The sequence below is a fragment of the Mucilaginibacter sp. genome, from assembly GCF_028288225.1.
In the GTDB taxonomy this organism is placed as follows: Bacteria; Bacteroidota; Bacteroidia; order Sphingobacteriales; family Sphingobacteriaceae; genus Mucilaginibacter.
The window spans coordinates 56,823-82,456 of the sequence record NZ_JAQBOC010000031.1 but is presented as its reverse complement, the minus strand read 5'-3'; the positions used below and the strand labels follow the sequence as shown (position 1 = coordinate 82,456).

The following is a 25,634-nucleotide window of genomic DNA, read 5'->3' as shown; positions in this document are numbered from 1 at the left end:
TGCAATAAACCATTATTTGTAATCCATGCAATACAAAAAAATAAATAATCTTTTAGGCTGGCTTTGTTTTGCCATAGCATCACTTACCTACATCCTTACTTTAGAGCCTTCTGTAAGTTTTTGGGACTGCGGCGAGTTTATCTCCTGCGCATACCGTTTACAGGTGGCCCACCAGCCCGGCTACCCAATGTTTGCTATGCTGGGTAAAGTATTTTCGTTGTTATCATTTGGCAACAATGCAAAGGTGCCTTACTTTACTAACTTAATGTCGGCCATTGCCAGCGGTGCAACCATTATGTTCCTTTTTTGGAGCATTACTGCCATTGCTAAAAAAATGTTAGCAGGCAAACCCGGCGATCCGGAAGATCAAAACCGCATAATTCTTATAATGGGTGCAGGCTTGGTTGGCGCACTTGCCTTTACCTATACTGATACTTTCTGGTTCTCAGCTGTTGAAACCATCGTGTTTGCATTATCAATGCTATGTACTGCAGTAGTTTTTTGGGCGATATTGAAATGGGATGCCCATGCTGATGAGCCGGGTGCAGATAAATGGCTGGTATTTATAGCCTATATAATTGGCCTTTCAATAGGCATCCACCTGCTCAACCTGTTAACTATCCCGGCAATTGCTATGGTTTATTATTTCCGCCGCGGTAAAAACATAAGCGTAAGCGGTGCTATCGGTACATTTTTAATAGGTGTGCTTATATTAGTATTTGTTCAATATGGCATAAGGGGATATTCTATAAAAATAGCCGCTTACTTCGATCTTTTCTTTGTAAACTCATTAGGTACAGGGTTCTGGAGCGGTGCATTTGTGTGGTTCCTTATAATTGCAGGCATTTTGGTTGCTGGTATTATTTACAGTATCCGTAATAAAAAGCCTTTAATGAACCTGGCATTCCTGTGTATATCTTTTGTTTATTTAGGTTACAGCTCATTTGCTTATATCCCTATCAGGGCCACAGCTAATCCCGATCTGAATAACTCACATCCGGATAATGCCTTTACGCTTTATGGTTATTTAAACCGCATTCAGTATGGCGAAGCACCTTTGTTATACGGCCAGTATTTTGATGCCAAGGTTATTGATCAAACCGAAGGCAGCACGCTTTATCGTAAAGGTAAAACCAGCTATGAAAATGCCGGTAAAAAAACAAATTATGTTTATGACCATACCACCTTTTTGCCGCGTATGTATAGCAGCGAAGGTCAGGACCCGCAATTTTATCGTCAATGGTTACAAATGGATGAAGGCGCCGCCCCAACATTTGCCGACAACCTAAAATGGCTGGCCAGCTGGCAGGTTTACCAAATGTATGTGCGCTACTTTTTATGGAACTTTGTTGGCCGCTATAACGATGCCGACGGGCAACAAAGCATGACCGGCATTGACGGTAACTGGACAAGCGGCATTTTAGATGGCGGCAGACACCTGCCAAAATCTGTTGTGGGCGGTCCAAAGATCCCAAACCAGGGAATTCAGTTAGGCACCACCTATACCCCGTTATATGCTTTGCCTTTAATTATTGGCTTACTGGGTGCCATCTATCATTTTCAACGTAAAAAACGCGATGCGCTGGTAGTGCTGCTGCTGTTCTTTTTTACTGGCTTAGCCATTGTATTATATGTAAACCAGCCGAGCATTCAACCACGCGAACGTGACTACTCCTATGTTGGCTCTTTCTATGCCTTTGCTATATGGATAGGCCTTGGGGTAATTGCTCTTGCCGAGCTTATCCGCGTTAAGTTAAGCCCTAAGGTTGCTGCTATTTTAGCTACCGTTGTTTGTCTGCTGGCTGCCCCGGTTATTATGGCAAAACAGGAATGGAAAGCGCATGACCGCTCAACCAAAATGACGCCGCATGATATGGCTTATAATTACCTTATATCGTGCCCGCCAAATGCTATCTTATTTACTTATGGCGATAATGATACTTACTCGTTATGGTATGACCAGGAAGTTGAAGGCATCCGTCCGGATGTACGCATAGTTAACCTGAGCTTATTTACAGGCGATTGGTACATCCGCCAGATGCAGGGTAAAATGAATGCTTCTGAACCATTGCCTATTACCATGCCTTATGATAAATATAAAGAAGGTGTACGTGATGTTATTTATTTTGATGATAAAAAGATTGCGGGATCTGTTGAGGTAAAAGAGGTTTTTGATTTTATATCGTCAGATGATAAAGCTGCGCAGGTACAATACCAAAGCGGCGATTATGGAAACTACCTGCCTACTAAAAACTTCAAGATCACCATCAATCCTGATGATGTATTAAAGAACCATGTAATAACTCCCGAACAGAAAGATAAGCTTGCTTCAGTTATGGAGTGGAAATACACCTCCAACTATGTGACCAAAGAAAACCTGGCTATGCTTGACATATTGGCACATAATAACTGGAAAAGGCCTATTTGCTTTACCACAACTATTGGTAACGAAAACCTGATAGGATTGCAGCCTTATCTTTATAAAGAAGGCTTCACCTATCACCTGATACCATTTAAGCCTGATACCAGCACCCACGATCAGTTAGGTAAGATCAATAGCCTGGTGATGTATAACAACATGATGACCAAGTTTAAATATGGCAACTTTAAAACTGCCAAATATTTGGATCATGAGTCTACCACTATGTTTTACCCGGTTATGGTAACAACCTTCCTTGACCTGGCCGATGGATTGGTAAAAGATGGTCACCCTGACCTGGCAATAAAGGCCCTGCATAAATTTGATGACGTAATGCCTGATATAAACCCCGGACTGGAAGTTGCCGACCGTAAAATATTTATGGCGCAAACAGCCTATGGCCTGCATGATAATGTTTTAGCCAACAAGTTTATAACCAGCGTAGATAATTACATTGTTGACCAGCTTGATTATAACTATAACCTGCTGAAAAATAATTCAGGCAATTTAGATCTGCGTAATGTACAGTACGGCGTATCGTTTATTAATGCGATGGTAGGCATCACTAGTGATAACCACCAAACAGCTTTAAGCGCCAAGCTTAGCGCGCAATTAAAAGATTACAGCAATAAGTTTGCTCCTGTTTTACAAAGGCAGCAGCCTCAGCAATAATTTGAGGTGAAAGCTGAAAGGCAAAAGCTAAAAGGTTAGAACATTCAATATTGATAAAACCAATCCTGCGGGGTTGGTTTTTTTGTTTGCAATACATAATCATCATTATAAGGTTGCCCATTAAAGCTATTTTTAGTTATATTTGATTGAATGTCTACGAAGAAAAACAATGACCTTATTGAGCTTGATGACTTTATCAATAGAGAATATGGTTGTAAAGGAACATTCAAACGGGATACCTTTGAAGAGGGATACCATGAATTTAAATTAGGGGCATTTATGGCAAAAGAAATTCAATTACAGTCCACCCTCACCTGCCCTGCCTGCGGGTATCAGAAGGCCGAAATAATGCCTGTTGATGCTTGTCAGTATTTTTATATTTGCGAAGGCTGCCGGGCTCATTTAAAACCTCTGCCCGGCGATTGCTGCGTATTTTGCAGTTATGGTACGGTTAAGTGTCCGCCAATACAGGCTGGGGATTCGTGCTGTGGCTAAATACGTATTACTTTAGAATTAACTGAACATTACTCAAGTTGAAGATCTTGAAAAAGCTATCAACGGTTGTACATTGCCGATATCGGCCTGCCTGATAGCTGTTAAATACGCTGCCCTTATTTCATCTGCTTTAACCAGGTTAGAGCTTCCCCATGAATAGACTGGCAAAGAAAACAGCTGATCAATTAGGATATCAGCCATTAACCTTGAATGCCGCCCATTTCCGTTAGCAAAACAATGTATAGATACGATCCGATGTTTAAAACGGATGGCAATTTCGTCAGGTTCATATATTTGATGCTCAATCCAATATTTAGTATCATCTAATAATTTCCTAAATTCGGTTCTAATCTGGAAACGATCAACCCCGATATTTTTGTTTGAATTTCTGAACGTTCCAGCCCATCTCCAAACATCGCCCAACATTTTTTTATGCAAAGCTTTTATGAAATCTTCCGTTAAGATCTTTTCTTTTTTAAATTTTCTTCTTAATGTCCACTCAATAGCTTTTTGAATATTCAACTGTTCAAATTCATCCAGTTCTTCCCTGGTAGTTACGGTTGAAATAAGTAACCCGTCCTTTTCCTCTTCGTCCAAAGGGGTTTGTCCTTCCTCATAAGCAAAGTCTATTCCCATATGTATTTAGGTAGTTCATCTATTATTTCAGCCGCTTTTTCATGTATGGCTTTCTCTATTCTTTCTTTTGAATTTTCCTGGTCTTCAAGTTTCATCGAGTCGGATGTTCTTAAAACTATTTTCCTTGCCACCTCCGTTGCTTTTTTTTCAATTTTTTTATCGATTGACCCATCCATTGGGACAAGACCATATACCAATTTCAGATCCATCGCCATTGCGGCTTCGCGCAATCTGTTAATGGTTATTGTACCTTCTGCTTCACGAATTTCCAGATCGCGTACACTTTGGGGTGTAATTTTTAATCGCTGGCCTAATTGCTGTAATGTCATATTTAAAGATGTCCGCACAGCATTTAACCATCCCTTTGAAGGAACAAGCATATTTTCGGCTGGCTTAAAAACCATCAGCTTTTTATCTACTTGCTCAATTAATAAATGTTGTTTTTTATCTTTCATAACACTAAAACTTAAAACCATATCAAATTTAATACTATAATATTAAAAAACAAATTTTAATTAATACTATAACCTTAAAAACAATTAATTTTATAATACTATAGACTTAAAAAATATCAACAATAAATTTCAACGATCATTTATTATTAAACATTTGCTAATCCCAACCATTCATCGTAATATTGCAATATAATATATGGGCTTAACTAAAACAGAAATATTTACCGACGAGCAAAACAGGCTGGCTATTATGCTTAAGGCATTGGCGCACCCAGCCCGGATTGCCATTTTACAGCAGATAATGGCAGCAAACGCCTGCATCTGCGGCGATCTTTCTATCGAGCTTGGGCTGGCACAGGCTACCATATCCCAGCATTTAAAAGAGTTAAAATCTGCCGGGTTAATCCAGGGCACCATTGAAGGCGTAAGCGTGTGCTATTGCATTGAGCCAAAAGCCTGGGTACTATTCAAAGAACAACTAAACGGCTTTTTAAACTTAGCGGATTTGAAACCTAACTGCTGTTAAAAAAAAATTGACCCCATCCATCGTAATATTGCAATAAATATAAAGCCATGAACAATACAACATCATTAAACTGGAGCGCTTTTAAAGCAGCATTGCTACAAAACCCCGGCTTAGAGCTGCAATTTCAATATGCAGAAAACAAGTGGGTAGATGCCTCCTATCACATTACCGAAATTAAACAAACCCCTATCACCTCCGTTGATTGCGGCGGAGTGATGAATAACTGGACGGAAGTAATTGTTCAGCTCTGGGAGCCTGCTGACGGGCAACAGGAACGGGCCATGAAAGTTGACAAAGCATTATCAATTATAAACGTGGTTGAAAAATTATTACCATTGGATGCAAATGCAACAGTAAAAATTGAATTCGGTAATTCAGAGTTTGATACCCGGCAAATGTACCCTAATGAAATTACTGTAAGCGGCGATAACCTGCTGGTTGATCTTCGCCCGGATACTGTTCAGTGTAAAGCAATCAGCCGCGGTGGCAGCTGCGGGACAACAGCAACCGGCGAAGAATGCTGCACTCCGGCTATTGAAAAATCAAAAGTTGAATTAAAGAACCTGGCCGTTGCGGCTGAAAGCTGCTGTACACCTGGCGGTGGCTGCTGCTAATAAAATACACTCATGAAAGTAGAACAAGCTGATAAATACAGGGAAAGCATTATTGCTCTATTAACAGCAGAAAAACTGCCGGCTACCGATCTGCCTGATCAACTGGAAAACTTTGCCGTTACCAAACAGGATGAAGAAATAACAGGAGTAATCGGTTTAGAAATTTATGGCGATTATGGACTATTGCGTTCTCTTGCTGTAGATAATAATTTCCGTAATCAAGGCATAGCAAATGAACTGCTGCTGCATATTGAACAACTCGCTGCTGCAAAAAACCTAAAAGCCATTTACCTGCTTACAGAAACAGCATCCGGTTATTTTACCCGGAAAGGTTATCAAAAGATCACCAGGGAAGATGTGCCGCCCGAAGTAAAGCAATCATCTGAGTTTAGCCATGTTTGCCCGCAATCGGCTATAGCGATGCTAAAATCTATTAACAAATTATAATGTGTGCAAATAATTATGCCCCGGCATCAGAACGAAAAAAGCTGAGCTTTTTAGATCGTTATTTAACCTTGTGGATCTTCCTAGCCATGGCTATCGGTGTTGCTGAAGGGTACTTTTTTCCATCATCATCTGCCTTTATAAATTCTTATTCAAGTGGCACAACCAACATACCATTGGCAATTGGATTGATATTAATGATGTACCCGCCGCTGGCAAAAGTGAAATACGAAAACATGGGCGAAGTATTTAAAGATACTAAAGTATTAAGTGCATCATTAGTGCTTAATTGGATCATCGGCCCAATTTTAATGTTTGTTTTAGCCATTACCTTTTTACATGCCTATCCTGAATATATGATCGGACTGATATTAATTGGCCTTGCCAGGTGCATTGCAATGGTGGTTGTTTGGAATGAACTGGCCGAAGGAAACAGGGAGTATGCAGCCGGCTTAATTGCGCTAAACAGCATTTTCCAGGTATTGTTATACAGTGTTTATGCTTATGTATTTATAACCGTATTGCCGCCGCTTTTTGGTTTTAAAGGCCTGGTGGTTAACATTACCATTTTACAAATTTCAAAAAGTGTTGGCATCTATTTGGGCATCCCGTTTGCGGCCGGAATAATCAGCCGTTATGCGCTGATAAAACTTAAAGGCGAAGAATGGTTTCAAAATAAATATGTTCCGTTCATCTCCCCTATCACACTAATTGCTTTGCTGTTCACTATCGTAGTGATGTTTAGCCTTAAAGGCAATTTGATAGTCCACATTCCGCTTGATGTTGTGCGCATTGCTATCCCATTGGTGGTATATTTTACCATTATGTTCCTGCTTAGCTTTTTTATCGGCAAATCATTTGGTGCAGATTACTCGCGCAGCACCTCAATAGCATTTACAGCTACAGGCAACAATTTTGAGTTGGCTATAGCGGTTGCTATTGGCGTATTTGGGATAAATTCAGGTGAGGCCTTTGCAGGTGTAATAGGTCCGCTGGTTGAAGTACCGGCATTAATAGCGCTGGTGAATGTGGCTTTCTGGCTACGTAAAAAATATTATCCAACAAAAATAAAAACAATCAACGCATGAAAAACATACTGGTGCTTTGTACAGGCAACAGCTGCCGCAGCCAGATAGCAGAAGGCTATTTAAGGCATTTTGCGGGCGATAAAGCAAACATTTATAGCGCAGGTATTGAAACACATGGTGTAAACCCAAAAGCTATACAGGTGATGGCCGAAGACAGCATAGACATTAGCAAGCATACCTCAAATAACGTAGATGAATATATTAGCATCCCCTTTGATTATGTGATCACTGTTTGCGATAACGCAAATGAGGCCTGTCCGTTCTTTCCCGGTAATGTTGGGCGCTTTCACCAAAACTTTCCCGATCCGGCAAAAGCAAGCGGGGACGCTAAACAGGTAATGAACGAGTTTAGAAAAGTACGTGATTTGATAAAAGCTTACGCAAAAGATTTTATTGCAAGCTGTTTAAAGCCCTAACTCTTTTTTATAAAATACGCGGTTTCGCTATGGCTAAAAGGCAACGGCGAATAGTAATAGGTGCGCAAAACCAAATGAGTGGCATCTAACTGAACTATACTTTCCATTCCGTTGCCGCCACCTCCATTTGTAGGATGACGAAGCACTGGCATTAATGTTAAAGTTGAATCCGAAATTTCATAGGTGTAGTTTATTAATGATACATCAATAGTTCCCCCGCTAATTGCCTGGCCTTTGCCCGTAATTGTGTAGATCCCGCTTTGCGAAACTGCAGCTGTTTTATTTGCATCAAACTGAACATAATCTGATGCAGTAAATGAATTGCCCGTAAACGTTGTATCATGATCAACAGCCGTACCGTTAGATTCATGTATTGTTAGCTTGGTTTCATACCATTTGCCAATAATTGGATTCGCGGGGCTTGTATTATTTTTTTTGCATGCTGCTAATCCTAGCACAATGCAAAAAATCGCCAATAGATAATATTTTTTCATTTTATTTTTCCTTCGTAAAATAAGCGGTTGCAGTTAAACCCGGCGGATAGGTTGTTGAACTCTGCGGTATAATATCAATATGCATTACTAAATGGTTGGCATCCAGCTGAACAATGGACTCGATCCTGGTAATTGAGTTATCACTGCCGGTTACTGCAGTTGGTATCAGATCTGTTAGCGTCATTGTTATCAACGAGTCCTTAATTTTATAGTTGTAGTGGGTTACAAAATCATAAAGTCTATTGGCCAGCTCAACGGTAGATTTGCCCGAAAAGCTAAAAGTGCCGCTTTTAGAGATAACTGCAGTGCTATTAGGGTTAAATTGAAAATAATCGTCAGTGGTAAAGTCGGCGCTTGTGAAAGTAGTATCACGAAAGGTATTAGTGCCCGTTATTTCATGCAGCACAAGCTTGTTTTCATACCATTTTCCAACGAGTTGGCCGTTGGAGCTATTATCGTCATTTTTTTTACAGGCATTTAAACATAAGGCTACGCCTGTTCCAATTAATAGTAAATATTTAGTTTTCATATTGTTTATAGCTGGTTTCTAATTAATTACGATATTATGAGCCATTTCGCTACATGGTATGAAAAAAATGTTAAATAATTCTAAATATTAGTTCCTCCCATTAACATTGTTATTTCTTTCATTATTTTAGAAGTTGATAATCACAATTTGACAACCTAAAAACTTTATGACAACCTTAACAGCCGAACCCGCATATTGGTCAACCGCCCAGAAAATTACCTTCCGCTTTTTCATGATATTTTTTGTTCTGTATGTTTTGTTAAATCCTAATGCCGTAGCGCCATTCACTTTTGGGTTATTCAATCTTTACATAGCGCCTTTTCACGCTCTTATCCCCTGGCTGGCAAAACATGTGCTGCACCTGTCCCGGCCAATAACAGAATTTACCGGCGGCAGCGGCGATACCACGTACGATTATGTAATTCTTTTGTTTCTTACAACACTATCAGCTATTGGTGCAATAATATGGTCAATAACCGGCAGAAAAACGCACAACTATAACAAGCTGCTTTACTGGCTTACCGTAATTGTGCGTTATTATGTAGCAATTACCATGGTTAGTTATGGCAGTGCTAAAATTATTAAGCTGCAGTTTCCCTCGCCATCATTTGGACGGTTAATAGAACCTGTTGGCAGCATGTCGCCAATGGGCTTGGCCTGGACCTACATGGGATACTCTGTTGGGTTTAATTATTTTACCGGCTTTGCCGAATTAATTGCGGGGCTCCTGCTTTTTTTCCGTAAAACCACTACGCTGGGTGCAATTGTAGGGCTTGTAGTTGCAGGCAATATAATGGCCATTAATTATTGCTTTGATGTGCCTGTAAAATTACTTTCAACGGCTTTGGTTTTTATGTGCCTGTTTTTAATGATAAGGGATACAACCCGTTTAATCAATTTTTTTTTCAGGAACAGGGAGGCGCTGCCATCTAACCTGTCGCCACACCGTTTTAAAGCTAAATGGAAAAACATTACACTTGCTGCCATTAAATATTTGTTAGTAGCTTTTACGTTGTTCTCTAATTTTGCTAACAGCATTTCACTAGCAAAACAGTACGGCGATAACGCAAAAAAACCGCCGCTTTACGGAATTTATAATGTAGAACGCTTTATAAAAAACAACGATACTTTACCACCACTAACAACCGATACCTTGCGCTGGAGTAAATTTTGGATTAGCTATGTCGATGGAATAACAATTAAGCTGATGAACGATAGTACAAAATTCTACCCGGCAACCATGGATACCGTAAAACACCAGATAGTTGTAAATAACGCTGTCACATTAAACTACACTTTTGAAAAACCTGATATAATGATACTAAAGGGTATCTGGAAGAAGGATTCAATATCCGTCAGGGTGCACAAGCTGGATCCTAAAAACTTCTCGCTTTTAAAGCGTGGGTTTCATTGGGTTAATGAGGTTCCTTTTAATAAGTGATTGAAACATTTTGGCAATTGCGATCCGCTGATTAGAGGAGGCAACCGCAAACTGTACAGAACGGGTAGAACGGTGTAGAATCTGTAATGCGTAATGCATAGTTCGCGATTGCTTCGTACCTCGCAATGAGATAGTTTTATATATGGACTATTATCAACAACAAAGGCGGATATCACTATCCGCCTTGCCCTCATTTATTAATCAATCAACCTAATTAATCTCTTTAAAAAAATCTAAAATCGTAATTTATTAAATCCGAAAATCATTAAAATCCGAAATCTAACATCCGAATTCCGAAATCCTTAATCTTCTTCTTCCCCTTCAAGCTTCCTGCTGCTGCTTTCCAGGTGTTTCAAGATCTTGGCTTCAACATAAAATATAATCTCTTCTGCAATATTCTTAGCCTGATCGCCAACACGTTCCAACTTGCGGATTACCGACAAGATGTAAAGCGCCTCAGGAATACTATTCAAGTCAGCTTTAATAACCTCAGCAACGCTTGCGGGGGCACTTTCATTAATAGCATCAAGCACATCATCTCTTTTAAAAATGCTGCGGGCCAGTACGGTATCTTCTTTTTCAAACGCTGTACGGGTATCAATTAAAATATTAACGGCCTCTTCATACATCCTCAGCAACGAAGTGCTTTCCAATGCCTTTATGTCAAAGTTTACTGACGATTCAACCACATACAACGCAATACCGGCAGCAATATCGCCGATGCGCTCAAGGTTGGTGTTTATTTTAAGTGCTGCAAGTAAAAACCTTAGGTCGACCGCTACAGGGCAATGCAGGGCGAAAATATTTTCACAATCCCTGTCAATCTTAAGCTCAAAAGAGTTTACCCGTCTTTCTTTTATTAAAACTTCGCGGGCAAGGTCCTTATCAAATTGTACCATGGCATCTTTCGCCTTGTTCAATTGTGACTGAACTAAGATCCACATGCTAACCAATTCCTTTTTTAGCGCGGTAATTTCGTTTTCTAATGGTGTCATTTCTGTTTTAGTTTAAAATGTTGTAAGGGTTGTAAGGGTTGTAAGGGTTGTAAAATTGAAAGGCGGTTTAACCTTTACAACTACTACAACTTTTACAACTACTACAACCTAACTAAACCTTCCTGTAATATAATTTTGTGTGCGCACATCGGTTGGCGCGGTAAACATTTGCTTTGTATCATCAAATTCAACCAGCTCGCCCAGGTAAAAGAATGCTGTTTTATCGCTTACACGTGCAGCCTGCTGCATATTGTGTGTTACAATAATAAGCGTATACTTTTCCTTGAGCTCATGAAACAGCTGCTCAACACTTGATGTTGATATGGGATCGAGCGCCGAAGTTGGCTCATCAAACAATATTACCTCAGGCTCCATAGCTATTGCACGTGCAATACACAAACGCTGCTGCTGCCCGCCCGAAAGGAATGTACCTTTTTTGTGCAGTGAATCCTTAACCTCTTTCCACAGAGCGGCAGATGTTAATGATTTTTCAACAATGTTGTCCATATCTGCCTTGGCCATTTTAAGTCCGTTTAGCTTATAACCGGCCACCACATTATCATATATGCTAAGGTTGGGAAAAGGATTTGGCCTCTGGAAAACCATGCCTATTTTATACCTCACGTAAATGGGGTTCATGGTATAAACCTCATCGTCGTATAATTTCATCGAGCCTTTAGCGGTTGCGCCAGGTATAAGCTCATGCATGCGGTTTATGCAACGCAAAAAGGTAGTTTTACCACAGCCGGACGGACCCATAACTGCGATAACCTGGTTCTTTTCTATCCCGATGGTTACATCTTTTACCACGTGATTATCGCCAAACCAGGCGTTAAATTTTGAAGAGCTTACAACTGTATGTTCCATTTTCTTGTAATCAGTTTTGTAATTATGTTTAAAGTTAAAACAAACATTAATAATATGAACGATGCCCCCCAGGCCAGGTTATGCCATTCATCATACGGACTGGTGGCATAAGTAAATATCAGGTGGGGCAAGCTCTCCATTGGTTTAGTAATTGACGATGATAAATAAGGGTTACCAAACGCCGTGAACAGTAAAGGTGCTGTTTCGCCAATTATACGCGCTATTGATAGCATAATACCCGACAGAATGCCGGCAAAACCGCAAGGCACAATAACTTTTAAAATTACCCGGTGGTATGGCACTCCTAATGAAAGTGCAGCTTCTTTTAGTGATGGCGGCAACAGGCGTAGCGTTTGTTCAGTTGACCGGATAACGATAGGCAGCATCATGATGGCAAGTGCCACACTACCTGATAAGGCGCTGAAAGTACCCAGCGGCTTAACTATCCAAAAATAAATGACAATACCCACAACAATTGATGGTACCCCCTGCAAAATATCAACACACAAACCACTGTAATAAGCAAGTTTGGTGTGCGGGTTTTCGCTTAGGTAAATACCTGCCAGCATCCCTACTGGTATGGCCAGTATCGATGACATCAGTACCATTATAAAACTGCCTAACAGGGCATTGCCTATACCGCCTCCTGTTTCACCAACAGGCGCAGGTACGTGCGTTAAAAAGTGCCAGTTTACCTGCGTAACACCCTGCTTTATTATGTAAAGCAATATAATAATCAGCGGCAGCGTAATTAAAAAGGCAAAAAAAACAATAACCCCTTTAAATAAAATACTCTTGGTATTTCTAATTCTTATGCGTGCTTCCATATAGTTAATTGTTGGTAAATCTGGTGATTATCCTTTTACCTATTAGGTTGATGACCACAGTAACAAAAAATAGCACTAAACCAAGCTCAATAAGCGCGGAAAGGTAAACTGTATGGTCGGCCTCGGTAAACTCATTGGCAATAACGCTGGCCATGGTATTGCTTGGTCCAAAAATCAAATCTTTAAAGGTATGGGCTAAAGTACTTGTATTACCTATCAGCATAGTTACGGCCATGGTTTCGCCAAGGGCACGGCCCAATGACAATAGTACACCTGCAAACAAACCCGACCTTGTGAACGGCATAATTACACTGCGAATAACCTCGAAACGGGTAGCGCCTAATGCATAAGCGCCTTCTTTTAATGGCGATGGCACCATGCGGATAAGTGTTATGCCCAATGATGCAGCATAAGGAATTATCATTACAGCCAGTATTAATGATGCTGTAAAAATACCAATCCCGTATGGAGCAACACCAATTTTTGCCTCAAATACGCGGATCATCGGCACTAAAACAAACAAACCCCAAAAACCATAAATAATTGAGGGTACGGCTGCAATAAGCTCGATGGTGTTTTTTAGCAGGTTTGAAAGCCAGCCCTTAGGGTTATACTCGCCCAGATAAATAGAAATTGCGTATGAAAAAGGTATAGAAATGATAAGGGCAATAAATGATGTTAACAACGTGCCTATTAAAAAAGGATAAGCTCCGTAAATGTTTTGAACCGGGTCCCACACCTTGCCCCACAAATATCCAATCCCTAATGATTTAATGGAAGGCATTGATTCCTTTATCAGTGTTATTAATATGCCGATAACAATCAGCACCAAAACAACACTCATAAAGATCAAGATCCGCCTGAAAATGGTTTCCCATTTCATCTGGCTGTACGAGAGGTCTAATCTTTTATTTTTCACAAAATTTGGGTTTTGTTATACAACACAATTACCAGCCCCCTTAAATATTAGGAAACTGGTAATTGTTATTTTATTAAGATTCAAAAGGTCAGGAATCAGGAGAAAAAGATCTGAATTATTTCTTGCTTCCTTTCTTGATTTCCTGCTTCTAATTATAATATTGCTTTGCCGTCAAAAGTAGCAGATTTTAATATTTTTTCAGCAACTTTTAATGCCGATTTTGAAAGCGGTGCATAGTTTAAAGGAGCGCAATTTTTCTGTCCGTCATGAATGTTATACCACATTAATTTTAATAACATTTTTGCCTTGTCAGCAGTACGGCCGCTGTAGTTTTGCTCTTTGTAAATTAAAGCCCAGGTAAAGCTGGTAATAGGGTAACCTTTAGGGTTATCGGTATTTGTTAATGATACTTCGGCATTTGCAGGCAGCTCAACATTGCTTGATGCTGTAGTTGTTTCAAGCGTTGGGGTAATAAATTTACCGGTCTTGTTTTGAATGTCAGCATAAGCCATTTTGTTTTGAATAGCATAAGCTAATTCATTGTAACCAATAGCGCCCGGAGTTTGTTTAACCAAACCGGCAACACCTTCGTTACCTTTGCCGCCTAAGCCAGCTGGCCAGTTAACGGCAGATGCCTTACCTACTTTTGAAGCCCATTCAGGATTTACTTTTGTTAAAAAGTCCGTAAAAATAAAAGAAGTACCGCTACCGTCTGAACGGTGAATAACTACTATTGGAGTTTCAGGCAATTTAGTGCCTTTATTTAGTGCGGCAATCTTAGCATCATTCCAAACAGTAATTTTACCTAAGTAAATATCACCTAAAACAGCACCGCTTAAATTTAAACCGGTGGTAAGTCCTGGCACATTGTAAGTAATTACAACCGCGCCTGATGCCATTGGGATGTGCAGAACCGGAACACCGATCTTTTTGGCCTGGTCGGCATTTAAAGGAGCGTCTGATCCGCCAAAGTCAACAGTTTTGTTGGTTAGTTGTAAAATACCGCCACCTGAACCGATTGACTGGTAATTAACTTTAACGTTTGCTTTAGTACCATACTCGGCAAATATTTTTGAGAACAGCGGGTACACAAATGTACTGCCTGCACCCAGCAAAGTATTGTCCTGCGCCGATGCTGATAATGATATCGCACTTGCAGCAATTGCTATGGCGGCTATCTTTAAACTTTTAATTACTTTCATTTTGTTTTTGTGTTGTGTGAGTTTTAGTTTGTTCCTTGTATATTCTAAAGATTTTAGTTGCCTTTTTTTCAAAATGCTGATCCTCATATTAGAAGATCAGCATTTTAAAGGGGATATATTTTATTTACCAAAGGTGTAAAAGAAAGTCATTCTGTAAACCATAGTATGGTTATCAGGTAAATAGCCTGCTGTGGTTGGTGCTAACTTATCTTTGTATTGTGTAAACCAAATGTTAGGCATGAAGTGTATGTTCTTAGCAGGAGTAAAATCTAAACCGGCTGTAACAAATTGCTCTTTGGTAGTTGGGTCGTAAGAGCCGTAGTTAGTATTAACAGCATAAGGATCAGCGCTGTTAAATTGAGTATCCGGATTATAAGTATCCCAACGGGCGAAGTAACCCCATTTGCCTTGTACAATTGCACCTCTGATCCATAATGAAAGGCCGTGTGCAGTTGCATCTTCTGCCAGGGTGGTTGTTTTATTTGTAACCCCATTTGTAAATTTCTGAGTGTAAGCTTCTGCACCTATAGTAAAGAGTTTAGCATTATAGGCTGCAAATACTTTAAACATATTATGAGATTGTGCACCTACTGTAGGGGTATTTGGCGCAGTTTGTGCATAATCTGCGTAAAAGTCTACATATAACTTTTTGTCAAGGAACTTACCCCATAAAGTACCATAGAATATTTTATAGAAACCCGTATTAGCGTTAGCAGCTGATAATAAGCTTGAAGTACTGTTATTTCCAACCATTGCAACGTAACCAAAGTTTTTAGTTTGCGGATCAAAAGTTCCTTGCAAAGCAGCGCCAAGATCATATGAGTTGTCTTTATGATAATCGGTAATCGTTCTTTCGATTGAACGGTAGCTCCAGGTTGCTTCCGCTAATGAAGTTGGTGCATTTGTACCGGGCTCATTTAATGCGAAAGTAGGAGTGCTCATTTCACCGACAACTAAGTCTGTTCCGTTCCAAAGGTCTCTAACCCTTAAGTTGAAGTTTTTGATAAAAAAACTCATCTTGCCATCAACCAGGTTATCACCGTTTTGTATAGAGGTTGTACCATTAACGCCTGTACTTGCACTTGGCTCTGATGACAGCAATACTTCAGCCTTAAACTTTTTGGTTATATCATAATCATAACCTAAATAAACACGACGGAATTGGAAAGCATTTCTACCGGTAGGCACTCCGGTATAGTTATTTTCCTTGCCCTGGCTGGAAGTTATTGCCGGAGCGTGTTGAGCAAAATAAAGATCACCGAAGGCATATCCCCAAATTCTTCTTTGTGGCTTCCATGAAGTATCTTCTGCTGCCTTTACAGGTGCTTTTACTTCGGCTTTTGTATTTGCGGTAGCTTTTGCTTCAGTTTTTGGCTCAGCTGGGATAGATGCCGGAGTGGCTGTAGTTGTTGCAGCTGGTACAGCTGGGTCAGCATTTAAGCTGGTAGTTTGTGCCTTAGCAGTGTAGCCTACTATTAAGGATGCTAGTAAGGCTGCACTAAAAAGCTTCGTAAACATTGTTTTCATAATCAATTGAGGATTAAATAAATTTCTCCTCAAAAGTGGGGCGGCAGCATTATCTTAATGTTAAGTAATCATTAATCTTTGATGATATTATTTAAATGTTAACTTAACTTGTAAAACCCCTAAAATACATGCATAAATGCGGTTTTTTATATTTTAATAATTCATAAAAATCTGATAAACAAATATTTGCATTCAATTTTCCCTATACGAAAATTGATAACACAGATTTAACATAGCGCATATTCTGTTTAATATGTGTTTAACATAGCAGCGTTATTTTTGGGCTTTACCATAATAAAACTGTTTATGAGGGTGTTATTCCAGGATTTTCTGTCAAATAGGGGTTTATTTTTCGATCAGCTTGATATGGCTGCCAAAAACGCGGCAGATATGGCAACTTTACTGGTTGCCATTGTAAACACCGAACAGGCTGATGAGCGCAGCATTTTGTTTAAACAGGTAGAGAAGATGGAACATTATGGCGATAGTATAACCCATAAGATATACCTGGCGCTTGACAGGATAGTATTTACACCATTAAACCGTAACGATATACACGCTTTAGCTGCCGCCATAGATGATGTTGCCGATATTATAAAGGAAGGAAGCAACCGGATAAACCTGTATAATATAATCGATTTTAATAGGCCTATGAAAGATCTTGCCATATTAATACAAAAAGCATGTGCCGAGATCCAAAAATCTGTTAACCTGTTAAAGGTGCATCACCGGGCGGATGTTATTATAACTGCATGCCGCCAGGTAAAGGCATATGAGCGCCAGGCCGACAGAACCTATTACAATGCCGTGGCCGACCTTTTTTTGAATGATAAAGACCCCATCAATCTTATTAAATACCGTGAAATATTGCAATCACTAGAAACTACCGTAAACAAATGCAAAAACACCGCTGATGTGCTGGAGATAATTTTGATAAACAGGTGAGGGGGAGGAAGCTGAAAGCGCAAAGCAGAAAGCTTAAAGCGCAAAAGTCCAAAGCTTAAAGTAAGTTCGGTATTGCTTTAAGCTTTCAGCCTTGATCCTATTTTGCTTTCAGCTTTAATATGGTATTGCTTTCGGCTTTAATCCTGTTTTAGCTTTTTGCTTTAAGCTTTCGGCTAAGCTTTCGGCTTTAAGCTTTCCCTTCTACCCTACCTTCTTATCCCCTATAACCCCATGCTCCTTTAACTCTTTAAGCTCAAGTTCATAGGCGCGCATGCGGGCATGCAGAATATCCATTTCGGTGCGCATCATCTGGATCTCGGTAATAAGTTTGGCCGATTCGGGCTTGTTGATCTTTTTTTCGCCGGTTCCGAGTATGAGCCACTCAGGCGAATATTTTAGCTGGAAACACAGCTTGCGGATAAGATAATAGCTAACGTCCTGCTTTTTATTAATTACTTTGCTAATAAAACCCTGGTCAACACCAATTGCACCGGCCAGAGCCAGTTGCCCGCCATGTTCCTTTACAATTACTTTTAGCCGTTTTACTATTGCTTCGTCAGACATTCAGATTGCAATAATAAACAAAGTAGCGGGATTGTCAATAAGTAAATGCTATTAGTTGATTGAGTTAAATTGGGTTAATTAATTTATTAAAAATGGCTATAAAAAAACAAAGGCCATAAGTTGTAAAAACAACCTATAGCCTTTCAAAAAAACCCAACAAAACACTAACCAATCAAACTATTCAATTTCAAATTAACCTGCCATTACAAATTCGCCGCTGTGTTGATGAACTACATCAAGCAATTCGTCAAGCTTGGCATTATAGGCCTCGATAGAGATCTGGCCATTATTATATTTTGCCGAAAGCAATTTAAGCTCCTGCACTTTTGAAAGCCTCAGGCTTTCGCTTTTGTTATTATAAAGAGATGCCATGCTTGCTGCTGCAGCCATATTTTGCGGCACATCATCAAAACGCAAGGTTACTTTTAAAGCTTCTATTTTATGCTCTGTCGATTTCAATAAAAACATCGGCGGAACGCTCCTGCTCTCTCTTAAAACAGCTTTAACTTTTACAGCTTGTTTTTTATCGAACTTTAAGATCAATACTATAATGGTTACGCCTGCTACCAAAAAGAAAAAAAATACGTCCATAGCTTTAAAATTAATCAGTAACCTAATCCAAAATATTTATGGTTTGATCTATTTTTACGTTATTGGCAGCTAAGTAGTTACGTTATTTGAAGAAATATTTTGAAAAAGTTCTTTGATCATGGTTCATGGTACATGGTTTTTAATAAATAGTGCGTTTAAGCGTGGTGAGGTGCTGTTGACAACCATTTTTGGCTATCCAAACCTTCCTGCTATGAACTATGAACCATCAACTAATGAACTTTCTTCTCGTAACACAAAAACCGCATCCCCGGCCTGAAGTTCAGGCCTATCTCGCCCGCAAACTGGTAGCCTAGCTTTGGGAAAAGCTTTTGGGTAGCGTGGTTATTGGTGTTGGTATCAATGCGTAACACTTTAATTCCGCGGTTAATGGCAACCACCTCTGCCTGTACCAGCAAAGCCGCGGCAACCCCCTTGCCCTGGAACAGCGGACTAACAGCCAGCCTGTGTGTAACTATAGCAGTTTCAGTAATGTCCCAGCCCACATCAGCATACTCCGGCGACTGGTCGGTAGTGATGGCGGTTATACCTGCGATGCTGCCGTCAATATCAGCCACCCAAAGCTGGTTTAAGGCAATATCATTTTCAAATACCTGTGAATTTGGGTAGGTATTATCCCACTGAAAATTATCTGCGGCAATCATAACCGGCACAACTTCGGCAATAAGCTGCATTATTGGGGGGATGTCTGTAAGGGTAGCGAGGCGGATGAGCATGGACACGATTTTTTGATTTAAAGGATTTTCAGGATAATGCATTTATGATAAAGCACAAATCGCTGCAAAAATAGCCAAAGCAAGTAGATTTATTGTCAGCAAAAATACATACGTTTTGCCTTTTGAAACTAGTTTAAACCGGTATACCGAATTAATGAGATGCAGATTATCTTTTTATTAAATTCATTTTTTTGCTTGAAATTATAGAATCTTCAAATTACTTTTCCTCACCCATCCTATCCCACCACAATCTTCTGCTTACTATCCTCATGCAATGCCTTAATAATTCTTGATGCGCTTTTCCACTCAAACAGGTGGATGAGCCAAACGGTGAAGCGCATAAAGCCCTGCATGTGGATCAGTCCGTCGGCAAGCTTTTTAATGGTTTGGTCGCGCTGGGTAGTACAAGCGGTATAGTCAGCGCCTTGTTTTTTCACCAGCTCTTCAGCAAAACACCAGGCACCATCGCGGGCATTATCAATGCTAAACTGTATTAGTATTGATGTTTGGTTATTATAATGCAGTCCCAGCAACGATAACAAGGGCGACATACGGGCAATATCATTCACCACCTGGTAAGTTAATGCGGATATAATGGTATTTATAGAATCAAAATCTGCCTGTACGCCATCCATTTGTCCACCGGATACTTCGGCTGCCGCAATACCAAGATCAAGGTTGATATGGGCGTTCATGCCAAGCAGCAGTTGTTGCAGCACTAATGCCGATGAGCTTTTAGTAGCCTCAAAAGCCACCTGCCACGATGCTGAAAGCGGTTGCTTATTGTTCCATGCCGTTAAAGCATCAAGGTACCGGCTGGCAAACATCACGTCAAACTTTTCCATCCGGGGGCCATTTGCAAACTGCCCTTTGGTTATCCCATCCTTTACGCTGGCTGTTACCTTATAATATAAGGCCGCAAAATAACCCATTCGGTTATTGGTTTTAATGCTTTCGGCAATTATGCCCTCAAGCTGCGCAAGTACATCATTAACAGTGGTGGTTGCCATAACAGGTGATTTAAGGTTTAGAAGGATCTTAATTGAGTTGCAGCAATTTCATCGCTCCCTAATCAGAAATAATATTATAATGTGATATCGCCATCTGCATTGGCTAAATAGGCCTTCACTTCGTTATAAATATCATTATCCCTGCCTTTAATAAAGCGGAGCGGAATAGCTATTTCGCTGCCATAGTCAGATAGCCATTTCAAATGAACCCTGATGATGGATGAGCTTCTGCTGCGGATCAGGCTGATCTCCTTAATGTCTGTCCAGTTAATTGTGATATTGCGGATATAGTCAACCAGGCAGGTTTCATTTAGTTCAAGCGCAATTCCCCCTTTAATGGCCGGAATCAGCCGTTTAATTATCAGCAATGCACTTATCAAAACAAATACAATTACCAACAGGCCATAAACTATCCACCCGGCTTTGCTATTGCTCCCCATTACATTGGTAAGCAGCAGCAGCATTAATACCAGCATCACAAAAAAGCTGGCCAAACTATAGCTTAAACTGTAGGGATATTTGATGGACTTGGGCATGGATAAATATAGTGAGGAAAGTTGGGAAAGTCCGAAAGAAAATGTTTATAGAGATTATTAAGGAGAGCCGATCTGAAGCATCCTAAATATTAAAAACCAATCAACCCTATCTACCAAATGTTCCTGGTTATAAAGGCTTACCCAACTTTCATCTACATCCCAATAAGCTTACCTATAACATCCTGCGGACTGGCCGGACTGCCTTTCATGTTTTGTTGCTCAAAATAGTTATGCCATCCGGCGTCGGCAACCATGGTTTCAAAGGTTTTCGCGAACTCGTCTGTGGGGAATCTCCATATCGCAAAAAAATCAAAGGCCAGCCGTTTATCGGTATCAGCATCATTTATGCCCCAGCTAAGTATTTCCACCCCCTGTTCGCTTAGTTGCTGTATTGCCGGTGCAAGCTGCGCCATGTAAGCGCCTCTTTCTTCCTGCCCCAGGTCAATCCACGCTTGTTTAGCATTCCAGCCTTCAATATAATATTTCATAATAATAGGATTAGATCAATAATTGATGAGTTTATCAATACTATTGATTATTAGTGAGATAAGCGCACACTTTTTGTAAATACTACTATTTTACTACTTTTAACCTTTGATTAAAATGATTAGGTGATTATATCAGGACAAGCACATTAAAAGGAGGCTCCGATAGAACCCCGACAGAAATATTGTGATTGTCTATAAACAGGACACTCCTCCGGAGTAAAAACCAACATTAATCAACCTCATCCAACTCAAGCAACCCAATCCAACTCAAGCAACCCAATCCAACTTAATCCAACTTAATCCAACTTAATCCAACTCAATCAACCTAATCCAACTCAATCAACCACTCACCTCCCCTCTAGTGATTATGCTTCTTATGAATATCTTTCACCAAACAAAGCTTTTTAATTTCAGAGATCTTTACAACAAAGGGGGCATACTTAAGGCGGTCGCCTACAATTTCGGTTATATTGTCTGAATGGGCAATTACCTCATCCTCATTATCGCCGGCCAACAGGCGTTTATACATGCGGTAGTCGCCCCATTCAATATAATATACTTCACCGGGCAGGATCTTTCTATCGTGAATTACCTTTAGCGCCACCCAGCAGCCATTCTCTAAATATGGATACATGGAGTGTCCCCAAACGGGCAGGGCAAAGTCACAATCCTCAATTCCGGGAAAGTTCATGTGCCCCATAGGTTCTTTATAATTTATGTCGCTGTAAACCTCAACGCCTGATGCAGTGGCTATTACCTCATACATTGGAATCCCTTCATACGGCCTTGAGATCATACTATATTCAGATTTCATTGTGGTTTTCAATCCAACCAAGAAATCGCTGTATTTTTCTTTAAATATTTTTAATTTTTCTGGATCAATATTTTGCCTGCTCTTTATTATTTCTGTAATTGAGCTGGCATTATTAAAACCAAGCACCTCGGCAAGCTGCGCATTTCCGTTAAATGCCTTACCTCTAAGCTGATTATACAATATTATAAACTCAAGCGTTTCGGGCCTTATAAGCTTTACTTTTTTGGGCTTCTGTGAATTTTCCATAATGTTGATAAATATTTTAATTTATTTTCTTTACAAATATACAAATTATTCTTTATATTTGCATTGTAATCTTTTTCTAAAGTACTACAAATTTTATTAAAGCCAAACAAATGACTAAAGAATATACAGAATATTTTTTTAATGGGAGAGAACCGCCTTAATCACATTGTATTTTAAAGTAAAGCGGCATGAAAGTGAATGGTTCCTGTTCCTTTCTTTGCCAAACAGGCGACGGGTTGATCCGTAAAGCATCTATGTCATAAGCATCCCGCCTGTAAATAAACTATACTACATTAAACTAAACCACCAACCCGGACCTTTAGATTTTACTGACCTTCCGGATTTCACCGATCACAATATGAACCTTGCATATTCCGCATTAAGAATAACAAATATAATACAGCCACAAAACGAACAGCACGCACCGGATAACGAATTAATGTTGCGCTACCAGGCTTACCAGGCAACCTGCGAAAAATTCAGGCAGGAAATAGCCGCAATCCAAAAGTATATCCCCGGCTGGGTACCGAAGTTTCGTTGAGGGAGACGATAGTCAATGGACAATAGTCCATAGCGCAAATACTTATAATTAAATTTAATAACACACCATGGTCTATGGATCATCGACCATGGACTAAACGAACAACAATGATAAAAATCTCTCAAAAATTAAAAGACAAACTGTGGTGGCTCATCATCGCAGTTGATTACGATTACAGTCGCATTACTATTGCAGACCACGACCTGACCGAAGATGTGTTAACCCTTTGGCTTGAAGACAAACACGATTTTAAAAACACGCTTGACGAATGCCTGCAGGTTGATATCCCTTTGAAGCAATTCGCCAAAATAATAAAAGACGAAAGCTTCAATAGCTACGAAGGCTCGAAAATGCATCCCACAAAAAACTATTTGTATAAGGATAGCATTGAGATAAACGCCCCCATTCGCTGGTACCAGGACGATGCCTCCCTTTATGAGCAGCAATATACCCGCGATACAGTGCTTAAACTTTTGCTAACCCAGCTTATTGAAACGCAAACACTGGGCGAAGATATGGTTTTATATTAATCACATATGCCAAATAGCATATAAAACATATTTACGATAAATCGAAAATTCGAAATACACATGAACTACATCACACAAATAAAAGGCTTTTGGCTGCAACACGAAATGCATGCCCTGAACAGTACCGATACTGCGTTGTACTTTTACCTGTTAGAGGTTTGCAACAGCACTAACTGGGTAAATCCTTTTAAACGCAACAATGCCAAAGTAATGGCTGATCTGCACCTGTCAAGGGCCACATTTTTCAGATCGCGCAGCAAACTAAAAAAGGCGGGCATCTTAAATTTCCGCTCGATAAATGGCACACCAAACGTAACCTATAAATTAACCGATCTTGAACATGCCTACCGGGATAGAAATCAACCTGTTACCACTAACAATTACGCAGGTACTGAGCCGGGTAGTGATCCGGGTTTTGTTACAGATAATGATCCGCTAAATAAAAACAATAAACCAAAACCAAAACAAGTAGTAGCAATTAGCTGTGATCAGGCTTTTGCTTTTTATGTGGAAACAAAAAATAACCGCATGCTCAAAGACCGTTTCGGCCTGGATAATACCGGCATGCTTACACTGTTCAAAACTTTCTACGATTCAAAAATTGATCTTGGCGATCTTAACAACAAAACTATTGAAGAAATAGCCCGAAACTTTTATTACTGGCTCCCTAAATACCTTGCAGCAGGGCAAAAAGAAAAAAGTTGCGCTAAAAAAGAAAGTTCCGGCCGGTCGGCCAAAGAGCAGCCGTTAAGGGGCGTTGCCGTAGCGATGAAGTTTGCAGATGTTAAAATGAGGGAGGCGGTGTAATGGGAGAGCTTACAGATAAAAGATTAGAAAGAACGGTTACTATTAAAAACGCAGAGCCGGTAACCGGCGGCTGGGCAATACTGAAGCAGGAAATGGTTGTGCAGCTCCCTAAACGCGACTTGTTTAACATTGTTTTAATGAGCGTTGCCCGCGCCTTTGCCGATATGAACGTGAAAGAGATTAGCGAGGCCGACCGCGAGTACCTGGTGAATGAGCTTGCGGATAACATTATTAAATACCATCCCTCTATCCGTTTAAATGAGATCCCGGAGGCTATTGCGCTGGGCATCCGTGGCAAGTTTGGTGAGTTTTACGGACTTAGCGTGGTAACCTTTTTGCGGTTTATTGAACAGTACCTGCTGTCGGCCAGGCGCACGGGCATGGTTAAGGCGCTCCCTGCAAACGATGTGCCCAAACCGGTGCCTGATCTGCAAACACAATTTGCTACCGCTAAAAACAACGCAATGTACGCCATGCAGCGCAAAAAGGAGAAAAAGGACATCTCCGGCATTTCAAGCTCGGTTTATAATTTTTTAGACAGGCTAAACCTGCTGCATTTTACTCCCAATGAAAAATATGATATAATGGCCGATGCCACCCGCGAGCTGATAGCTGAACTCAAATACAAGCTGATCATTTCGCCCTATATTGAACGCACCGCTATTAAAAAGGAAATTGAAGCGTACACCAACGCTATTACAGAACATACCCCTGTTAACGAAGAGCAGCTCACGCTTGTTAAAATGCGTGCCAAAAAGCTGGCGCTGGATGCCTTTTTAAATAACATTGTTTTGGAGGACGGGGATTTGGATAGGGTAATAGAAGAAAAACGGGAAGTGTTTTTAGCTGGAAAGTCTGGTTCTGAATTATTTAGCTCGCATTTGGCAAGCACCCTTTGCACAGCGGGTTGAATATACCATACACCATAAAAGAAGATCCAAAAGTAGAAGAAACTCTTTAAAGCATCGCTCCGGTTAACAAAATAACCTTTAACCATTGATTCGAGCATACGGGATGCAAACATCCAAACTGAAAACAATAGGTAAAAATAGATTAATGTAAAAGCAATAATAACAACTAATTCATAACGGTGGCCACCAGTTAGACTTACTAAATAATGTAAATCATTATACATAAATACCGCAACAATTACTAATAGTATACAATGAATCCTAAATGACATAACCCCGGGCCTTATTTTAACAGGCATCAATGCATTCATCTTAACTCCAATGGCGTATATCCAGCTCATGTATAACATT

30 protein-coding genes are annotated in these 25,634 nt (G+C 40.0%); 13 read left to right on the top strand and 17 right to left on the bottom strand.

All coding sequences use genetic code 11. The features are described from left to right. The first annotated feature begins 25 nt into the window (after positions 1-25). Together JWQ54_RS09360 and JWQ54_RS09355 are read left to right on the top strand one after the other, a co-directional pair. Positions 26-3,091, top strand: coding sequence for a DUF2723 domain-containing protein (locus JWQ54_RS09360; RefSeq protein WP_299583533.1), 3,066 nt, complete (start codon positions 26-28; stop codon positions 3,089-3,091). 279 nt (positions 3,092-3,370) lie between these two features. Beyond that, positions 3,371-3,586: a GDCCVxC domain-containing (seleno)protein gene (locus tag JWQ54_RS09355; protein WP_299583886.1), complete on the top strand. Its 216-nt coding sequence runs from the start codon at positions 3,371-3,373 to the stop codon at positions 3,584-3,586. 33 nt (positions 3,587-3,619) lie between these two features. Here the strand turns inward: JWQ54_RS09355 and JWQ54_RS09350 are convergent, their stop codons facing one another. Both JWQ54_RS09350 and JWQ54_RS09345 read right to left on the bottom strand, forming a co-directional pair. Further along, complete coding sequence (locus JWQ54_RS09350; protein WP_299583530.1) at positions 3,620-4,222, bottom strand: mobile mystery protein B; 603 nt, start codon at positions 4,220-4,222, stop codon at positions 3,620-3,622. Beyond that, positions 4,213-4,677, bottom strand: a complete 465-nt coding sequence (locus JWQ54_RS09345; protein WP_299583527.1) for a mobile mystery protein A — start codon at positions 4,675-4,677, stop codon at positions 4,213-4,215. Before JWQ54_RS09345 ends, JWQ54_RS09350 begins: the two co-directional genes overlap by 10 nt. A gap of 196 nt (positions 4,678-4,873) precedes the next feature. Here JWQ54_RS09345 and JWQ54_RS09340 point away from each other — a divergent pair, with 196 nt between their 5' ends. From JWQ54_RS09340 to JWQ54_RS09320, 5 genes are read left to right on the top strand one after another with little or no spacing between them, the layout of a single operon-like run. Then, a complete protein-coding gene (locus JWQ54_RS09340; protein ID WP_299583524.1) occupies positions 4,874-5,203 on the top strand; it encodes a helix-turn-helix transcriptional regulator in 330 nt (109 codons plus the stop codon). 47 nt (positions 5,204-5,250) lie between these two features. Beyond that, the gene (locus JWQ54_RS09335) at positions 5,251-5,817 is read left to right on the top strand and encodes a DUF6428 family protein (RefSeq protein WP_299583521.1); all 567 of its coding nucleotides are present in this window, start codon (positions 5,251-5,253) and stop codon (positions 5,815-5,817) included. A 12-nt stretch (positions 5,818-5,829) separates the two neighbouring features. Then, positions 5,830-6,264, top strand: a complete 435-nt coding sequence (arsN2, locus tag JWQ54_RS09330; RefSeq protein WP_299583518.1) for an arsenic resistance N-acetyltransferase ArsN2 — start codon at positions 5,830-5,832, stop codon at positions 6,262-6,264. After that, on the top strand, positions 6,264-7,349 hold the full coding sequence (gene arsB, locus JWQ54_RS09325; protein ID WP_299583515.1) for an ACR3 family arsenite efflux transporter: 1,086 nt from the start codon (positions 6,264-6,266) through the stop codon (positions 7,347-7,349). Before arsN2 ends, arsB begins: the two co-directional genes overlap by 1 nt. Beyond that, the gene (locus JWQ54_RS09320) at positions 7,346-7,765 is read left to right on the top strand and encodes an arsenate reductase ArsC (RefSeq protein WP_299583510.1); all 420 of its coding nucleotides are present in this window, start codon (positions 7,346-7,348) and stop codon (positions 7,763-7,765) included. Before arsB ends, JWQ54_RS09320 begins: the two co-directional genes overlap by 4 nt. On the opposite strand, the gene JWQ54_RS09315 is transcribed toward JWQ54_RS09320, so the two are convergent. Next, a complete protein-coding gene (locus JWQ54_RS09315) occupies positions 7,762-8,259 on the bottom strand; it encodes a hypothetical protein (protein ID WP_299583508.1) in 498 nt (165 codons plus the stop codon). The two genes, JWQ54_RS09320 and JWQ54_RS09315, sit on opposite strands and share 4 nt — an antisense overlap. Before the next feature lies 1 nt (position 8,260). After that, positions 8,261-8,788, bottom strand: coding sequence for a hypothetical protein (locus JWQ54_RS09310; protein WP_299583505.1), 528 nt, complete (start codon positions 8,786-8,788; stop codon positions 8,261-8,263). A 166-nt stretch (positions 8,789-8,954) separates the two neighbouring features. On the opposite strand from JWQ54_RS09310, the gene JWQ54_RS09305 reads away from it, so the two are divergent. Next, the gene (locus JWQ54_RS09305) at positions 8,955-10,229 is read left to right on the top strand and encodes a hypothetical protein (protein ID WP_299583501.1); all 1,275 of its coding nucleotides are present in this window, start codon (positions 8,955-8,957) and stop codon (positions 10,227-10,229) included. Between the two features lie 302 nt (positions 10,230-10,531). Here JWQ54_RS09305 and phoU read toward each other — a convergent pair whose 3' ends face one another. The 6 genes from phoU to JWQ54_RS09275 form a co-directional block, all read right to left on the bottom strand. Then, positions 10,532-11,224, bottom strand: coding sequence for a phosphate signaling complex protein PhoU (gene phoU / locus JWQ54_RS09300; RefSeq protein ID WP_299583498.1), 693 nt, complete (start codon positions 11,222-11,224; stop codon positions 10,532-10,534). 108 nt (positions 11,225-11,332) lie between these two features. Next, a complete protein-coding gene (gene pstB / locus JWQ54_RS09295; protein ID WP_299583495.1) occupies positions 11,333-12,091 on the bottom strand; it encodes a phosphate ABC transporter ATP-binding protein PstB in 759 nt (252 codons plus the stop codon). After that, positions 12,073-12,918, bottom strand: a complete 846-nt coding sequence (pstA, locus tag JWQ54_RS09290; protein ID WP_299583492.1) for a phosphate ABC transporter permease PstA — start codon at positions 12,916-12,918, stop codon at positions 12,073-12,075. Before pstA ends, pstB begins: the two co-directional genes overlap by 19 nt. A gap of 4 nt (positions 12,919-12,922) precedes the next feature. Then, positions 12,923-13,837, bottom strand: a complete 915-nt coding sequence (pstC, locus tag JWQ54_RS09285; protein WP_299583489.1) for a phosphate ABC transporter permease subunit PstC — start codon at positions 13,835-13,837, stop codon at positions 12,923-12,925. A 152-nt stretch (positions 13,838-13,989) separates the two neighbouring features. Continuing rightward, complete coding sequence (gene pstS, locus JWQ54_RS09280; RefSeq protein ID WP_299583486.1) at positions 13,990-15,039, bottom strand: phosphate ABC transporter substrate-binding protein PstS; 1,050 nt, start codon at positions 15,037-15,039, stop codon at positions 13,990-13,992. 120 nt (positions 15,040-15,159) lie between these two features. After that, on the bottom strand, positions 15,160-16,566 hold the full coding sequence (locus tag JWQ54_RS09275) for a hypothetical protein (RefSeq protein WP_299583483.1): 1,407 nt from the start codon (positions 16,564-16,566) through the stop codon (positions 15,160-15,162). Between the two features lie 306 nt (positions 16,567-16,872). On the opposite strand from JWQ54_RS09275, the gene JWQ54_RS09270 reads away from it, so the two are divergent. Continuing rightward, positions 16,873-17,511 (top strand): DUF47 domain-containing protein, encoded by a 639-nt coding sequence (locus JWQ54_RS09270; RefSeq protein ID WP_299583480.1) that lies wholly within the window; start codon positions 16,873-16,875, stop codon positions 17,509-17,511. 201 nt (positions 17,512-17,712) lie between these two features. Here the strand turns inward: JWQ54_RS09270 and JWQ54_RS09265 are convergent, their stop codons facing one another. The 7 genes from JWQ54_RS09265 to JWQ54_RS09235 form a co-directional block, all read right to left on the bottom strand. Next, a complete protein-coding gene (locus JWQ54_RS09265; protein WP_299583477.1) occupies positions 17,713-18,075 on the bottom strand; it encodes a hypothetical protein in 363 nt (120 codons plus the stop codon). Positions 18,076-18,267: 192 nt separating this feature from the next. Then, positions 18,268-18,666, bottom strand: coding sequence for a hypothetical protein (locus JWQ54_RS09260; RefSeq protein WP_299583474.1), 399 nt, complete (start codon positions 18,664-18,666; stop codon positions 18,268-18,270). Positions 18,667-18,896: 230 nt separating this feature from the next. After that, complete coding sequence (locus tag JWQ54_RS09255) at positions 18,897-19,400, bottom strand: GNAT family N-acetyltransferase (protein ID WP_299583471.1); 504 nt, start codon at positions 19,398-19,400, stop codon at positions 18,897-18,899. Between the two features lie 236 nt (positions 19,401-19,636). Further along, complete coding sequence (locus JWQ54_RS09250) at positions 19,637-20,410, bottom strand: DUF5995 family protein (protein ID WP_299583468.1); 774 nt, start codon at positions 20,408-20,410, stop codon at positions 19,637-19,639. Between the two features lie 74 nt (positions 20,411-20,484). Continuing rightward, the gene (locus JWQ54_RS09245; protein ID WP_299583466.1) at positions 20,485-20,946 is read right to left on the bottom strand and encodes a hypothetical protein; all 462 of its coding nucleotides are present in this window, start codon (positions 20,944-20,946) and stop codon (positions 20,485-20,487) included. A 152-nt stretch (positions 20,947-21,098) separates the two neighbouring features. After that, complete coding sequence (locus JWQ54_RS09240; RefSeq protein ID WP_299583463.1) at positions 21,099-21,434, bottom strand: DUF6616 family protein; 336 nt, start codon at positions 21,432-21,434, stop codon at positions 21,099-21,101. Between the two features lie 358 nt (positions 21,435-21,792). Beyond that, the gene (locus JWQ54_RS09235) at positions 21,793-22,494 is read right to left on the bottom strand and encodes a S24 family peptidase (RefSeq protein WP_299583460.1); all 702 of its coding nucleotides are present in this window, start codon (positions 22,492-22,494) and stop codon (positions 21,793-21,795) included. Between the two features lie 358 nt (positions 22,495-22,852). On the opposite strand from JWQ54_RS09235, the gene JWQ54_RS09230 reads away from it, so the two are divergent. The 4 genes from JWQ54_RS09230 to JWQ54_RS09215 all read left to right on the top strand — a co-directional run bounded on the left by JWQ54_RS09230 (position 22,853) and on the right by JWQ54_RS09215 (position 25,283). Further along, positions 22,853-23,035 carry a hypothetical protein gene (locus tag JWQ54_RS09230; RefSeq protein ID WP_299583458.1) on the top strand — a complete coding sequence of 61 codons (183 nt, stop codon included), beginning with the start codon at positions 22,853-22,855 and terminating at the stop codon, positions 23,033-23,035. A 107-nt stretch (positions 23,036-23,142) separates the two neighbouring features. Next, positions 23,143-23,565 carry a hypothetical protein gene (locus JWQ54_RS09225; protein WP_299583455.1) on the top strand — a complete coding sequence of 141 codons (423 nt, stop codon included), beginning with the start codon at positions 23,143-23,145 and terminating at the stop codon, positions 23,563-23,565. A 60-nt stretch (positions 23,566-23,625) separates the two neighbouring features. Continuing rightward, positions 23,626-24,372, top strand: coding sequence for a hypothetical protein (locus JWQ54_RS09220; RefSeq protein WP_299583452.1), 747 nt, complete (start codon positions 23,626-23,628; stop codon positions 24,370-24,372). Next, entirely contained in the window at positions 24,372-25,283 is a 912-nt protein-coding gene (locus JWQ54_RS09215) for a hypothetical protein (RefSeq protein WP_299583449.1), read from the top strand. The genes JWQ54_RS09220 and JWQ54_RS09215 overlap by 1 nt, the downstream gene beginning before the upstream one ends. Positions 25,284-25,634 lie beyond the last annotated feature (351 nt).

Excerpts from the sequence above, each read along its gene's own strand:
- JWQ54_RS09215 (WP_299583449.1), top strand. The coding sequence starts at position 24,372 with ATGGGAGAGCTTACAGATAAAAGATTAGAAAGAACGGTTACTATTAAA.
- JWQ54_RS09240 (WP_299583463.1), bottom strand. The coding sequence starts at position 21,434 with ATGAAATATTATATTGAAGGCTGGAATGCTAAACAAGCGTGGATTGAC.
- JWQ54_RS09260 (WP_299583474.1), bottom strand. The coding sequence starts at position 18,666 with ATGGACGTATTTTTTTTCTTTTTGGTAGCAGGCGTAACCATTATAGTA.
- pstB (WP_299583495.1), bottom strand. The coding sequence starts at position 12,091 with ATGGAACATACAGTTGTAAGCTCTTCAAAATTTAACGCCTGGTTTGGC.
- JWQ54_RS09230 (WP_299583458.1), top strand. The coding sequence starts at position 22,853 with ATGAACCTTGCATATTCCGCATTAAGAATAACAAATATAATACAGCCA.
- JWQ54_RS09265 (WP_299583477.1), bottom strand. The coding sequence starts at position 18,075 with ATGTCTGACGAAGCAATAGTAAAACGGCTAAAAGTAATTGTAAAGGAA.
- JWQ54_RS09270 (WP_299583480.1), top strand. The coding sequence starts at position 16,873 with ATGAGGGTGTTATTCCAGGATTTTCTGTCAAATAGGGGTTTATTTTTC.
- pstA (WP_299583492.1), bottom strand. The coding sequence starts at position 12,918 with ATGGAAGCACGCATAAGAATTAGAAATACCAAGAGTATTTTATTTAAA.
- JWQ54_RS09220 (WP_299583452.1), top strand. The coding sequence starts at position 23,626 with ATGAACTACATCACACAAATAAAAGGCTTTTGGCTGCAACACGAAATG.
- JWQ54_RS09235 (WP_299583460.1), bottom strand. The coding sequence starts at position 22,494 with ATGGAAAATTCACAGAAGCCCAAAAAAGTAAAGCTTATAAGGCCCGAA.
- JWQ54_RS09355 (WP_299583886.1), top strand. The coding sequence starts at position 3,371 with ATGGCAAAAGAAATTCAATTACAGTCCACCCTCACCTGCCCTGCCTGC.
- JWQ54_RS09360 (WP_299583533.1), top strand. The coding sequence starts at position 26 with ATGCAATACAAAAAAATAAATAATCTTTTAGGCTGGCTTTGTTTTGCC.
- JWQ54_RS09345 (WP_299583527.1), bottom strand. The coding sequence starts at position 4,677 with ATGAAAGATAAAAAACAACATTTATTAATTGAGCAAGTAGATAAAAAG.
- JWQ54_RS09225 (WP_299583455.1), top strand. The coding sequence starts at position 23,143 with ATGATAAAAATCTCTCAAAAATTAAAAGACAAACTGTGGTGGCTCATC.
- JWQ54_RS09335 (WP_299583521.1), top strand. The coding sequence starts at position 5,251 with ATGAACAATACAACATCATTAAACTGGAGCGCTTTTAAAGCAGCATTG.
- JWQ54_RS09275 (WP_299583483.1), bottom strand. The coding sequence starts at position 16,566 with ATGAAAACAATGTTTACGAAGCTTTTTAGTGCAGCCTTACTAGCATCC.
- pstS (WP_299583486.1), bottom strand. The coding sequence starts at position 15,039 with ATGAAAGTAATTAAAAGTTTAAAGATAGCCGCCATAGCAATTGCTGCA.
- arsB (WP_299583515.1), top strand. The coding sequence starts at position 6,264 with ATGTGTGCAAATAATTATGCCCCGGCATCAGAACGAAAAAAGCTGAGC.
- JWQ54_RS09350 (WP_299583530.1), bottom strand. The coding sequence starts at position 4,222 with ATGGGAATAGACTTTGCTTATGAGGAAGGACAAACCCCTTTGGACGAA.
- JWQ54_RS09320 (WP_299583510.1), top strand. The coding sequence starts at position 7,346 with ATGAAAAACATACTGGTGCTTTGTACAGGCAACAGCTGCCGCAGCCAG.
- JWQ54_RS09340 (WP_299583524.1), top strand. The coding sequence starts at position 4,874 with ATGGGCTTAACTAAAACAGAAATATTTACCGACGAGCAAAACAGGCTG.
- arsN2 (WP_299583518.1), top strand. The coding sequence starts at position 5,830 with ATGAAAGTAGAACAAGCTGATAAATACAGGGAAAGCATTATTGCTCTA.
- phoU (WP_299583498.1), bottom strand. The coding sequence starts at position 11,224 with ATGACACCATTAGAAAACGAAATTACCGCGCTAAAAAAGGAATTGGTT.
- JWQ54_RS09250 (WP_299583468.1), bottom strand. The coding sequence starts at position 20,410 with ATGGCAACCACCACTGTTAATGATGTACTTGCGCAGCTTGAGGGCATA.
- JWQ54_RS09315 (WP_299583508.1), bottom strand. The coding sequence starts at position 8,259 with ATGAAAAAATATTATCTATTGGCGATTTTTTGCATTGTGCTAGGATTA.
- JWQ54_RS09255 (WP_299583471.1), bottom strand. The coding sequence starts at position 19,400 with ATGCTCATCCGCCTCGCTACCCTTACAGACATCCCCCCAATAATGCAG.
- JWQ54_RS09305 (WP_299583501.1), top strand. The coding sequence starts at position 8,955 with ATGACAACCTTAACAGCCGAACCCGCATATTGGTCAACCGCCCAGAAA.
- JWQ54_RS09245 (WP_299583466.1), bottom strand. The coding sequence starts at position 20,946 with ATGCCCAAGTCCATCAAATATCCCTACAGTTTAAGCTATAGTTTGGCC.
- JWQ54_RS09310 (WP_299583505.1), bottom strand. The coding sequence starts at position 8,788 with ATGAAAACTAAATATTTACTATTAATTGGAACAGGCGTAGCCTTATGT.